Origin of the sequence: Acinetobacter kyonggiensis (assembly GCF_900107285.1) — a bacterium.
GTDB lineage: Bacteria > Pseudomonadota > Gammaproteobacteria > Pseudomonadales > Moraxellaceae > Acinetobacter > Acinetobacter kyonggiensis.
Genome location: NZ_FNPK01000006.1, coordinates 41,700 through 54,421 on the forward strand (window position 1 = coordinate 41,700; position 12,722 = coordinate 54,421).

The 12,722-nt window shown below is 39.1% G+C and carries 14 protein-coding genes; 12 read left to right on the forward strand and 2 right to left on the reverse strand.

All coding sequences use genetic code 11. The features are described 5' to 3' along the window. The first annotated feature begins 50 nt into the window (after positions 1 to 50). The 11 genes from gspK to pyrF all read left to right on the forward strand — a co-directional run bounded on the left by gspK (position 51) and on the right by pyrF (position 8,928). Complete coding sequence (gspK, locus tag BLV99_RS06505; RefSeq protein WP_167356310.1) at positions 51 to 998, forward strand: type II secretion system minor pseudopilin GspK; 948 nt, start codon at positions 51 to 53, stop codon at positions 996 to 998. 142 nt (positions 999 to 1,140) lie between these two features. After that, entirely contained in the window at positions 1,141 to 1,737 is a 597-nt protein-coding gene (locus BLV99_RS06510) for a 6-pyruvoyl trahydropterin synthase family protein (protein ID WP_086184494.1), read from the forward strand. Between the two features lie 49 nt (positions 1,738 to 1,786). Then, positions 1,787 to 2,500, forward strand: coding sequence for a uracil-DNA glycosylase (gene ung, locus BLV99_RS06515; RefSeq protein ID WP_092688914.1), 714 nt, complete (start codon positions 1,787 to 1,789; stop codon positions 2,498 to 2,500). After that, a complete protein-coding gene (locus tag BLV99_RS06520; RefSeq protein ID WP_086165812.1) occupies positions 2,497 to 3,621 on the forward strand; it encodes an enoyl-CoA hydratase/isomerase family protein in 1,125 nt (374 codons plus the stop codon). The genes ung and BLV99_RS06520 overlap by 4 nt, the downstream gene beginning before the upstream one ends. 2 nt (positions 3,622 to 3,623) lie before the next feature. After that, positions 3,624 to 4,160, forward strand: a complete 537-nt coding sequence (tadA, locus tag BLV99_RS06525; RefSeq protein WP_086184492.1) for a tRNA adenosine(34) deaminase TadA — start codon at positions 3,624 to 3,626, stop codon at positions 4,158 to 4,160. Between the two features lie 45 nt (positions 4,161 to 4,205). Next, positions 4,206 to 4,637: an SRPBCC family protein gene (locus BLV99_RS06530; RefSeq protein ID WP_086184491.1), complete on the forward strand. Its 432-nt coding sequence runs from the start codon at positions 4,206 to 4,208 to the stop codon at positions 4,635 to 4,637. Positions 4,638 to 4,654: 17 nt separating this feature from the next. Next, positions 4,655 to 5,344, forward strand: coding sequence for a (d)CMP kinase (cmk, locus tag BLV99_RS06535; protein WP_092688917.1), 690 nt, complete (start codon positions 4,655 to 4,657; stop codon positions 5,342 to 5,344). A 107-nt stretch (positions 5,345 to 5,451) separates the two neighbouring features. Further along, entirely contained in the window at positions 5,452 to 7,128 is a 1,677-nt protein-coding gene (gene rpsA / locus BLV99_RS06540; protein WP_004648769.1) for a 30S ribosomal protein S1, read from the forward strand. 163 nt (positions 7,129 to 7,291) lie between these two features. After that, positions 7,292 to 7,594 (forward strand): integration host factor subunit beta, encoded by a 303-nt coding sequence (locus BLV99_RS06545; RefSeq protein WP_004648770.1) that lies wholly within the window; start codon positions 7,292 to 7,294, stop codon positions 7,592 to 7,594. A gap of 25 nt (positions 7,595 to 7,619) precedes the next feature. Then, the gene (locus tag BLV99_RS06550; RefSeq protein WP_086184489.1) at positions 7,620 to 7,985 is read left to right on the forward strand and encodes a lipopolysaccharide assembly protein LapA domain-containing protein; all 366 of its coding nucleotides are present in this window, start codon (positions 7,620 to 7,622) and stop codon (positions 7,983 to 7,985) included. A 262-nt stretch (positions 7,986 to 8,247) separates the two neighbouring features. After that, positions 8,248 to 8,928, forward strand: coding sequence for an orotidine-5'-phosphate decarboxylase (gene pyrF, locus BLV99_RS06555; protein WP_092688920.1), 681 nt, complete (start codon positions 8,248 to 8,250; stop codon positions 8,926 to 8,928). Between the two features lie 83 nt (positions 8,929 to 9,011). Here pyrF and BLV99_RS06560 read toward each other — a convergent pair whose 3' ends face one another. Together BLV99_RS06560 and BLV99_RS06565 are read right to left on the reverse strand one after the other, a co-directional pair. Then, on the reverse strand, positions 9,012 to 9,920 hold the full coding sequence (locus tag BLV99_RS06560) for a LysO family transporter (protein WP_092688923.1): 909 nt from the start codon (positions 9,918 to 9,920) through the stop codon (positions 9,012 to 9,014). Positions 9,921 to 9,971: 51 nt separating this feature from the next. After that, positions 9,972 to 11,483 carry a flavin-containing monooxygenase gene (locus BLV99_RS06565; protein WP_092688926.1) on the reverse strand — a complete coding sequence of 504 codons (1,512 nt, stop codon included), beginning with the start codon at positions 11,481 to 11,483 and terminating at the stop codon, positions 9,972 to 9,974. A gap of 157 nt (positions 11,484 to 11,640) precedes the next feature. Here BLV99_RS06565 and BLV99_RS06570 point away from each other — a divergent pair, with 157 nt between their 5' ends. Next, positions 11,641 to 12,648 carry a helix-turn-helix domain-containing protein gene (locus tag BLV99_RS06570; protein WP_092688929.1) on the forward strand — a complete coding sequence of 336 codons (1,008 nt, stop codon included), beginning with the start codon at positions 11,641 to 11,643 and terminating at the stop codon, positions 12,646 to 12,648. Positions 12,649 to 12,722 lie beyond the last annotated feature (74 nt).

Here is a 12,722-nt window from a genome sequence, read left to right on the forward strand (position 1 = left end):
TAAAACCACCATGCAAATAATTCAACGTCATAAGGTCTAAACAATTGAGCATCAAGCAGCAACAAGGTATTGCCTTAATCACGATATTGGTAATGGTGGCATTAGCGACTATTCTTGCTGCGACCATTGCAAAACGTCAGGCGAATACTGCGGAGAATACAGCCTATTTAATGCGTCAAAATCAATCCTTGTTGTATGCTAAAAGTGCGGAAGCTTTCTTTTCAGAGCTTTTGGTGGATGATGCAAATAATGCTGGTGCTGTGGATCATTTACAAGAAAATTGGGCAAAACCGATGCCTGCTTTTCCAGTTGAAGACGGCTTTGTCTCTGGAACTTTGCAAGACGAATCGGGTAAATTTAATTTAAATAGTTTGGTGAATGCTGAAGGTGTAGCAAATCCTCAGGCAAAATTGTGGTTTGAACAGCTCTTGCTACGTGTCGGTTTGTCAGAAAAATTAAGTGAAGCGGTTATTGATTGGCAGGATACTAATGACGAAACCAGTGGTACGATGGGAGCAGAAAATGGCTATTATCAAGGATTGCCACAGAGTTATTTAGCTGCAAATGCGAAGTTTCATAGTGTAGAAGAGCTTAAATTGGTTCGTGGTTTTGAAGATCAGAAGTATTTGCAAATCGTGGATTATGTTAGTGCCTTACCTGCATCGGACAGCAAGGTGAATGTAAATACAGCCCCAGCTATGCTGCTTGCGAGTCTAGACCCTAAATTGGATATTAAAGCTGTTGAACAAGCTTTACAAAAACGCCAAGCCAATTTGGAGCATTTTTCTAATATTAATGATCTTTGGGCAACGGAGCCTTTTAAACAAGTAAATCCTGATGTGCAAAGTCAAGTCAATGCTTTGTTGGGTGTGCAATCCAATTATTTTAAAGCTAAAATTGAAGTGTTGCTGAGTGAGCGTAAACGTCAGTTTAGTAGTGATTTAGTCCGTAAAGATAAAACAGTGTATGTTGTATATCGAAGTATGGCACCATTTTAATTAGATGGATCACTCAGTTGGCTATGCTGTTTTATCGCCATGCAGTTTCCCAATTACATTGAACAGTAAAATTAATGCGCAGACTTTCACTTTTGCTTTATAATCCAATTTAATTCACAAATTTTGGATTGCATCACGGCACATGTTAATTCGTAAGTTATTTAAGTTTGAAAATGCTCATATCGTGCGAAATTGCACATCGGATCGCTGTAAGCGTTCAATTCATGGCCATAGTTATAAAGTTGAATTATTGCTTAAAGCTTCGAAGCTAGATCATGGTCAAATGGTGTATGACTTTGGGTTGTTGAAGGGTGTCATTAAAGATATTTTCGATAGTTTCGATCATGCCATTTGTTTTTGGCAGCATGATGATGCTGAATATATTGATGCTTGCAAAAAATTTAGTGCGCGTTGGGTATCTTTACCTGTTTCGCCATCAGCAGAACAATTTTCACGTATTTTTTTCTATTTAGCTCAACAAGTATTGGCATCTACAATTACCCAAAATGGGGAAGGTGATGTGGAGGTTTACTCGGTCATTGTGCATGAAACAGATACAGGTTATGCACAAAGCTTTGTAGAAGATATTGAAAATGAGCAAATGGGTGTGCTTAGTCTTGAACAAATCGTGTTCTCTGAACAAGTTCAAGCTGAATGGGCAGACTCAACGATGTATAAAAAACTACAACAAGGAATTAAATTCCAAAACCCAAGTGTCGATCTTCAAGTCAAAATTTAAAGACGGAACTACATTTGGGTCAGTTTTCAACAAGGATTAGGAAGTAGTCATGTCTTTAACTGAACAACAGCAGATTAAATTGGATAAAATTCAATTGGATGCGGGTTGGAAAAGTGGTTTGAGTGAATTTTTGCTCAGTCCAAAAATGGATGAGTTAAAAGACTTTCTTGTTCAGGAAAAAAAAGCAGATAAAGTAATTTATCCACCAAGCTCACTGATTTTTAATGCATTAAATACTACGCCTTTAGCCAATGTTAAAGTGGTGATTTTGGGGCAGGATCCATATCACGGACCAAATCAGGCACATGGATTAAGTTTTTCAGTTCAGAAAGGGGTTGCAATCCCCCCATCTTTACGTAATATTTTTCATGAGCTAAATACAGATTTGGCTATTGTTAAACCGATCCATGGTGATTTAACTCGCTGGGCTGAACAAGGTGTGTTGTTGCTCAATGCAGTATTGACTGTTGAAGCTGGTCAGCCGACTTCGCATCAAAAACGGGGTTGGGAAGACTTTACTGATCATGTGATTGATGTTTTAAATGAACAGCGTGACCATGTGGTTTTTATTCTTTGGGGTGCGTATGCGCAGCGTAAAGGACAACGCATTGATCAAAATAAGCACTTGGTATTAAAGGCTGCTCATCCTTCACCATTGGCGGCAAATCGTGGTGGTTTTTTTGGTTGTAAAGTATTTTCGAAATCGAATAATTATCTGAAACAAAATGGCATTGAGCCTATAAATTGGCAGCTGGACGCATGACACTATCTCCTGAACTACGAAGTTATCATTCCGATCTAATTGTAGAGGAAGCAAAGAATGGCTGGCGCATTGTTCGCCTGAATCGCCCGAAATCTCTACATGCTTTAGATGAATCAATCGTCACTGCACTATTAAAAGTGTTCCAAGATTTTCACCATGATGATGCCGTAAAAGCAATCTGGTTAGATTCCACAACTCCTAAAGCATTCTGTGCAGGTGGCGATGTTCGTAAACTTCGTCAGTTGGTCATTAACGATGAAGTGGATACTGCAAATAAATTCTTTGAACAAGAATATGCATTAGATTTGTTGTTACATAATTATGCTAAGCCTGTACTGGTTTGGGGTGAAGGTTATGTCATGGGTGGTGGGCTAGGGTTGTTTATGGCCGCACCATTTCGCCTTGTGACTCCATATTCACGTTTAGCGATGCCTGAAATTAATATTGGCTTATATCCAGATGTGGGGGCTACACGTTTCTTGGCAGATCGTGGTGCAATCGGTTTGTTTACGGGCTTAACGGGTTCAATTATGACCGCAGCGGGTGCTTATGGCATTGGTTGGGCAACCCATATCTGTGATGCACAACGTGATAATGTGCTGGAAAAACTAATTAATATTGATTGGGGACATTATCCTGCTGGTGATTTTCGTGCCATCGATGACACTTTAAATAGTATGCATCGTCCAGTCGGGCCTGGACCACTACAAAATTCATTAGATGTGATTCAAAGTGTTTGTCGCGGTGTTAGTTTTGAGCATGATTACGAATCTATTATTGGTTTGAGTGATGCAAGAAGTGATTGGTTGCGTCAAGCCAGTGAAAATTTGCAAAAAGGTTCGCCGACTACAGCTGCTTTAACATGGTTGTTATGGCAATGGGGTAAACAAGTGCATTCTTGGAATGAAGTTTTTGAACTTGAGACCCAAATTTCGGATTGGAAAATTCGTCATCCAGATTTTGTCGAGGGTGTTCGTGCACGTTTAGTGGATAAAGATCTTTCCCCAGAATGGAAAAAGGGTGTTGATTTCTCACTTAAAGCAATTTTGTCAGATTGTCCGCCTGTGACCAAAAATGAGAGTTGGAATAATCTGTTGAAACATTATGCTGTGATCGGTTAAGAATGGCAGATGAAATACAGCTGACAGACGAATATTGGATGCAGTTTGCTTACGAGCAAGCTGCCATTGCAGCATCGAAGCAAGAAATTCCTGTTGGCGCAGTCATTGTCAGTCAAAATCAAATTATTGGCGCAGGATATAATGCACCCATTTCACTGAGTGATCCGACGGCACATGCCGAGGTTCAAGCATTACGTCAAGCCTGTTTAAATCTGAATAATTACCGTCTTCCAGAAGACTCCATTCTTTATGTGACTTTAGAGCCTTGTACAATGTGTGTCGGTGCTTTAATTCACGCTCGGGTTTCGAAAGTCGTGTTTGGTGCAACTGAACCCAAAGCAGGTTCTTTGGTTAGTGCAAGAAAGTTATTTGAAACGGGCTATTATAATCATCAGTTTAATGTTGAGGCAGGCTGTTTGAATGAACAATGCTCCAAACAACTGAGTGATTTTTTTAAAATGCGTCGTGAGCAAAAAAGACTGCAAAAGTTACAAGAAAAGTCCTTAAATGATCAGAATAATTCATCTATAAGTATGTAAAATAGAATGACAATAATTATTGTCAATTAAAGGTTAGGATAATTTATGAATTCTATTCAAATTAAAAAAGAATTTAATGCACCAATCGATCAGGTTTTTAATTTGTTATCAAAACATGCGACTTATAATGTTGCCTTTGCGCCAATTCAAGTGGTGCGTGTTAAAGATTCTGCCGATCCAGAACGTCCTGATGGCGTAGGTTCGGTACGTCGTATGGGTTTTGGTCCAATCAAACCTTTACAAGAGCAAATTACTTTGCTTGAACCGAATCAACGAATTGAATATCAAATTATTAAAAATCCTTTGGTTAAGCATCACTTGGGGATTATTGAGTTTCAAGCAGTTGATGCAGATAAAACGTTAGTGACCTATACCATTGAGTTGCAAGCACGTGCACCCTTTGTGAGTAAATTAATCCTTGCGCAGCTTAAATCTGCGATTAAACTAGGTTTTTCGAAATTAGCTAAAACTGTATAGCGTAAAGTGGAAAATTAATGACAGTTCAAATTATTACTATCGATGGTCCGAGTGGTTCTGGAAAAGGCACACTTGCGGCTAAACTCGCAGCGCACTATCAATTTCATTTGTTGGATTCTGGTGCTTTATATCGTCTGTTGGGGCTGTCATTACATCAACACAATTTATTGGATGCTTTGGATTCAGCACTTGAACAATGCATTAAAATTGCAACAAATTTAGACATAAAGTTTGTTACAACTGAAACGAATAATACGCAGGTTCAGCTTGATGGTGAAGATGTCACTCAAATTATTCGTACTGAACGCGTGGGTGAATTTGCATCAAAAGTTGCCGCAATTCCTGAACTTAGAGCAGCGCTTTTAGAGCGTCAGCATGCTTTTGCACAAGAACCTGGGTTGGTTGCGGATGGGCGCGACATGGCAACAGCCATTTTTCCAGAGGCTCAAGCCAAGATTTACCTCACTGCATCGGCTGAATCTCGAGCGGCACGACGTGTAAAGCAGTTGCAGGGTATGGGGCTAGATGTTAAAATAAACGACATTTTAGCTAATATTGAAGCTCGAGACAAAAGAGATATGGAGCGCGCAGTCGCACCACTCAAGCCAGCAGCAGATGCTTATATCATTGATAGTTCAGAATTGGGCATCGATGAAGTATTCCAGCTGATGACCAGTTTTGTCGATAAGCAATTATTAGCCAATTAAAGAATTTTCAGCCAAAGCATAGCTAGATCAGTTTATTACGGACTATGTGGAGGCTTTATTAAACCGGCCTTGTCTGATCCAAGACCGCTGACTTTATCAGGTATATCATGACCGAATCTTTTGCAGCCCTCTTTGAAGAAAGCGAATTAAACCTCAACGTTGAAAAGGGTGCAGTCATCCAAGGCGTTGTAGTAAGCATCGACTCTGATTGGGTAACAGTTGACACTGGCCTTAAATCAGAAGGTATTGTTGACCGCGCTGAATTCTTAAACGACCAACGTGAACTTGAAGTTCAAGTTGGTGATACTGTTGACGTTGTTGTTGAAGCTCTTGACAACGGTATGGGTCAAACAGTTTTATCACGTGAAAAAGCAAAACGTGCTGAAACTTGGACTAAACTTGAAAAAATCTTTGAAGACGGCGAAATCGTTACTGGTGTTATCTCTGGTAAAGTTAAAGGCGGTTTCACTGTTGACATCGGTCCAGTACGTGCGTTCTTACCAGGTTCTTTGGTAGACACTCGTCCTATCCGTGACACGACTCACCTTGAAGGTAAAGAGTTAGAATTCAAAGTAATCAAACTTGATGCTAAACGTAACAACGTTGTTGTATCTCGTCGTGCTGTTATGGAAGCTGAATCTTCAGCTGACCGTGAAGCTCTTCTTGCTCAGCTTGAAGAAGGTCAAACAGTTACAGGTACGATCAAGAACCTTACTGATTACGGCGCATTCGTTGACCTTGGCGGTATCGATGGTCTTCTTCACATCACTGACATGGCTTGGAAACGTATCAAGCATCCTTCAGAAGTTGTTGAAGTTGGTCAAGAAGTTACTGTTAAAGTACTTAAATTTGACCGCGAACGTAACCGCGTATCTTTAGGCCTTAAGCAATTAGGCGAAGATCCATGGTTAGCGATCATGAACCGTTACCCTAAAGGTTCAATCGTTAAAGCGCGCGTAACTAACCTTACTGATTATGGTTGTTTCGCTGAAATCGCTGAAGGCGTTGAAGGTTTAGTACACGTTTCAGAAATGGATCACACAAACAAAAACATCCACCCATCTAAAGTTGTTCAGATTGGTGATGAAGTTGATGTTATGGTTCTTGAAGTTGATGAAGAACGTCGTCGTATTTCTCTTGGTATCAAACAAACTCGTGCTAACCCATGGGAAGAGTTTGCTAAAGACCATGACAAAGGCGAAAAAGTATCAGGTACGATCAAATCAATCACTGATTTCGGTATCTTCATCGGTTTACCAGGTGGTATCGATGGTCTAGTTCACTTGTCTGATATTTCTTGGAACGAACAAGGCGAAGAAGCTATCCGTCGTTACAAGAAAGGTGACACTGTTGAAGCGGTTATCTTGTCTGTAGACGCTGAAGGCAACCGTATCAGCCTTGGCATCAAACAAATGAACAACGATCCGTTCAATGATTTCTTGGCAACTAACGAACGCGGTGCGCTTGTTAAAGGTACTGTAACTGCTGTTGACGCTAAAGGCGCAACTGTTAAGTTAGCTGACGAAGTTGAAGCTTCTCTTAAAGCTTCTGAAATCAACCGTGATCGCGTTGAAGATGCAACTAAGTTCTTGGAAGTTGGTCAAGAAGTTGAAGCTAAAATCATCAATGTAGACCGTAAATCTCGCTCTATCAACTTGTCTATCAAAGCGAAAGACGAAGCTGAAGAGAAAGAAGCTGTTGCAAACTTAAAAACTGCAACAACTGGTCAAGACAATGGTCCTAAGACTATTGGTGATTTGATCAAAGCTCAAATGAATCACTAATAAGTAGATGTTGAAATGTATTGTTAATGTAAATTAACCAATACTTTTTACACAAATACTGTAAACGGTAGCGTAGTATTAACTTATTACGCTACCGTTTTGTATTTAAACAGGTTATTATCGGATTATCTACAAAGTAGCTTGATAATTAAAGAGGTCAAAAATGACTACGGAAGCACTTAATAAGTCTGACTTAATAGAGCGAATTTCCCTTAAAAACCCACACTTAGCAGAGCCTTTAGTCGAAGAAGCTGTTAAAATTATGATTGATCAAATGATAGCCGCATTATCATCTGATAATCGTATTGAAATTCGTGGTTTTGGTAGTTTCGCTTTGCATCACCGTGATCCACGTGTGGGGCGTAATCCTAAAACAGGTAAATCTGTTGAGGTGGCTGCAAAAGCAGTTCCACATTTCAAACCTGGTAAAGCGTTACGTGATGCAGTAAACGAATCTGCAGAGTAATAAAAAATTCCAGAAAGGGGTGTTTATGCGTTACGTATTAGTCGCTTTGTTAATTGTACTATTTGGCTATTCATTGGCTTTGGTCTTGCAAAATGGTACTGAATTAACGGTAGACCTATTATTTACCCAAGTTCCTGCTATGCGTTTAGGTCTATTGTTGTTATTAACATTAGCTTTGGGTGTAGTGTTGGGTTTGTTGTTAGGTGTGCAGGTTTTCCGAGTATTTCAGAATAGTTGGGAAATTAAGCGACTTCGTAAAGACATTGAACACCTCCGAAAAGAGCAAATTCAAGCTGCTCAGTTGGCTGCTGCTGAAGCTGCTGCACATACTCGACATGAAAAAACAGTGTTAGATATCAATCCTAACGATCGTTCATCTAATCCATTGTAAGTCGAATTATTTAGCTTCTGGTTGGTGTATCTATACTGGAGTCGAGCTAAATGGTGTATGTGTAAATAAAAACTGATAACACTCCAAAGTATTTTTTTGGGGTGTTTTTTTATGGGTCTAACTTATAAAGCTTGTACAAAATTTATTAGAAAGTAAGGCACTTATTTTATCAATTGTGCTTAATGCAATTTTTTCAACTATCAGCGTGCAGGGATATTCTTTATAATGAGCTTTCTTTTTGTCAAAATGAAGGGTAAGTCTCTTGAGTATCATTGTTGCATTAGATGCTAAAAGCCAATATGAAGCACTTACAATTGCAGAGCAGTTAGATCCTGCATTGTGTCGAGTAAAAGTTGGTAAAGAGTTATTTACCCATGAAGGCCCAAGTGTTGTTAAGGCATTACACGACAAAGGCTTTGAAGTTTTCCTTGATTTAAAATTCCACGATATTCCAAACACGACAGCACAAGCAGTTTGTGCGGCAGCAGACTTAGGGGTATGGATGGTAAACGTTCATGCATCTGGTGGTCGTAAGATGATGGAAACTTGTGCTCAGCGCTTAAAAGCAGGCAATTACAGTACGCAACTGATTGCGGTGACTGTGTTGACATCAATGGGGCGTGAAGACCTTAAAGACTTGGGATTGGATATCGAACCATTTGAACAAGTGAAGCGTCTTGCTAAATTGACTCAAGAGAGTGGTTTGGATGGCGTGGTGTGTTCTGCTCAAGAAGCAAAAATGCTGCGTGAAACATTAGGACAAAATTTTGCTTTGGTGACACCGGGTATTCGTCCTGTGGGTTCAAATGCAGATGATCAAAAGCGCATTGTGACACCGAAGCAAGCGATGATGGATGGCTCAACTCATTTGGTGATTGGTCGTCCAATTACACAATCGGAAAATATGCGTCAAACATTGAAAGATATTTTAGCATCGTTATAAAAATTCCTCCCTTTATCAAGAATGAGAAACATTGTTTATAAAGGGGGCTTGCCTTCCTTTATAAAGGGGAGGTTGGGAGGGATTTATATAGCAGCCAATATACTCACGACAATTGGTGCAAGTACAGATAAAACAAAGCCGCTGACCATCGCATGTGGAATAAATTCATTGCCACAGGCTTGTTTCACCATGGGTAGGGTGACATCCATTGCTGTTGCCGCGGCAGATGAAATGGCAGAGCGTGGGTAGCGCCAACCAATGCTATACATCAAAAGAATTGCAATAATTTCTCTAAATAAGTCGTTCATGAGGGCGATACTACCCAGTTCGGCATTTTTTAATTCAGTCACAACAATGCCTGTCATGGAATAAAATCCATAACCTTGCGATAACATAATTAAATCTTTGAGGCTAATATCTTTGATGATTGTTGCCGTAAACAATGCCCCCGCTAGTGATCCGATAATACAGCCTATAGGAACGAGCATGATTTTCCAATTAAGCCATGAGCGGTCAAGTGGTGAATAAGCTAAATCCAAACCAATTAAAAACATAAAAATAAGCAGTAAATTCCATGTACTGACATGTAATGTATAGTCAAAATGATTAAACAGTTCGGCAAGCCCATAGCCTAATGCGAGTGCAATAAAAGCATAACTAATATTGATGAGTGATTTGACCAGAAGTTCTGCTGAAACTTTGCCTTGCATTGGTTGGTAGCCAATACTTTTAAACAGAAGGTAGCAACAGAGAAAGGCACCGACGGATGTTGCAATCGAGAGTGTGAGTGCATTGGATAAAATTTGTACTGGGCTGCTCATGTTCTGCAATGTTTGAGAGAATTCAATTGCAATCGTAATCAGCAAAATATAAGTAAAATACGGCAGAATTTTAAATGCTAAGCTTTCTAGCCAATGAGGGAGTTTACGTGCAAGAATGAATCCAAAGCATAAACAGATAAGAAGTTGAATAATCAACCAAAGCGATTGCATACAAAAAGTCAGCAGATGAAAAGACACCTGCTTATTATGACCATTAAGTGATTAAGCTGCACGATTTCCAGATGTTTTGTTTAACAAACGGTAATCTGCGGGATTAAGTTTTTTAGTTTTTAGCCAATATTTCCATGTGTATGTTGGCCAAAGCGCAAAGTTTTTACCGCCATCTTGTTGATACCAACTGACACAGCCAGATTGCCAAACAGTTCCGTTGAGTAATGTTTGCACATCCTGATTAAATCGGGTTTGTACTTGGTCCTTCACCACAATTGCATGGCTATGGCTTTGTTTGACCAACTGAATCATTTGTAAAATATAGTTGACCTGAGATTCAATCATAAAAATGACAGAGTTGTGTGCTAGAACGGTATTGGGCCCTAATAACTGAAAAAAATTTGGGAAACCTTTGGTACAAATTCCATAAAAGCTTTCTGCGCCATCGTGCCAAGCATCGCGTAAATCCAGCCCATTTTCCCCAACACATTGAAATGATTTTAAGTAAATGCGCGGATCGGTAATAAAGCCCGTCCCATAAATTAAGCAATCAATTGTACGTTCTTTGCCATCTTTGGTGATGATGCTGTTGCTGGTTAATTCTTGAATAGCATCGGTAATCAGTTCAACATTACTCCGATTAAAGGTCGGAAAATATTTATTGGAAATTAGAATGCGTTTGCATCCCATAATATAATTGGGGATCAGCTTGTTGGCGATATTTTTATCTTTGACTTGGTGCTTAATATAAGCTTCAGCTAATTTTTGCGCATATTTCATCACGGTTGGCTTAACAATCGGTACAACGCGAGATTCATTTGACCAATATAAACGTGCACGGTGAATTTTTCGCAACCAATCATATTTGGCAAAGAGTTTCTTTTCTATATTTTTATAAGTACGTTCATCACGTGGAATCACCCAAGCTGGGGTGCGTTGCATGACATACAGTTGCTTAACTTGTTCTGCAATTTCTGGAATGTATTGAATGGCACTGCCACCAGTCCCAATTGATGCAACAGATTTGTTATTGAGGTCATATTGATGATCCCATTGCGATGAATGGAAAACTTTGCCCTGAAATTTTTCAATGCCTTTAATATGTGGAATTTGCGGCACATGCAATGGACCAGATGCAAAAATAACAAATTGTGCGATGAGGGTTGTGTCATTATTTAAAGTGAGTGTCCAATCACAGCGTTGTTCATTGTATTTGGCAGCGATAACTTCACAATTAAATTGGCAATATTTTTTTAAATCATAAGTGCTGATTAAGCTTTGTATATATGCAAAAATTTCAGGTGCTTCAGCATAGCGCTTTGACCAATCACTTTTAGGTGCAAAAGAAAGTGAATACATATGTGATTGCACATCACATGCAGCACCTGGGTATTGATTTTCACGCCATGTCCCACCTATATCGTTGGCTTTTTCTAAAATAACAAAATCTTGAATGTTATTTTGCAATAAGCGAATTGCCATGGCTAAGCCACCAAAACCTGCACCAATAATTGCAATTTGAGTTTGCTGTGCTGTTTGCTTTATTTGAGTTGTATTGCGCATTATTTTATTTGCCTTGTACACTTTTATTTTTTATAGCTTAAATGAATAACAGAACAAGTAACATGATAAGCATGACAAAAAAATTGATAGATTCGGCAATTTGCAAGCACGAAATTTTATAGTAAAAAATGTCATATTACTTTAATCAGAAAATGCTATGAAACGGTCAGTTCTCGGCTTGATGTATTTAATTCAAGGCATGCGTAAAGCTGGTGTCGAGGTTGATCAAAAACTTCAAAGTATTGGTTTACGCGCTGATGCCTTAGATCCAAGTTCAATTATTCATCCTTGTTTGGAGTGGAATGTATTAAGTGTGATTGGGCAAGATGTCACTCCTGAAACAGGTTTGTTTATTGGACAGCATTATGCACTTGCAGGCTATGGTCCTTTGCTTATGTTATTGGTGACCAGTAAGGATATGCGTACAGCTCTAGAGCAAGGAGTTCAGTATCAAGCGCTTACCCATTTAACAGGGGGATTAAGTTTGAAATATACAGAGCACAAAGTTGCACTGTGTTATGAACCACAAGATTTAAACAGTGATTTGGGGTTACTGCGCGCGCAATGTGAAATTTCAGGAACGTATAAATTTATTCAAGATCTTTATAAAATGATGGGATTGAGCATTCCTAAAATTCATATTGAATTGCCATTTGTACAATCAGAAAATCTGCAGTACTTAGAAATTTATCAGGATTACTATGGTTCAGAGTTGCAGTTTGGGTCGGAGAGTGCAGAATTTTGGTTCGATGCTGCGGTACTGAATGTACAAATTCCATCGGCAGATCAAATGACTTTTATGATTTATGAAAGAAAATGCGTTGCCGAATTGGAGCGCTTAAGTATAGATGAACAGATTCCTTCATTGGTACAACGGGTGCAAGATTATTTGGAATTACAGCAAGGTGTAATGCCTACGATGGCAGAAACAGCACAAGCCTTACAAATTCCAGAGCGAACCTTACGTCATCAATTGCAACAACTGCAAAGTAGCTATAAACAAATACGTGAACAGTTAATTAAAGATAAAGCATTAAGGCTTATAGAATATAAAGAGTATTCCATTGAAATGATTGCCGAGTTGTTGGGGTATTCAGAACCGGCAGCTTTTAATCATGCTTTTAAACGGTGGTTTGGATACAGTCCACGTCAGTACTCTAAATAGCCTAAGTTTATTAATGCCAAAGTGCTATATATTCCTTCTCAATCTTCGCTATACTTTGCATAGCCTAAAATAGT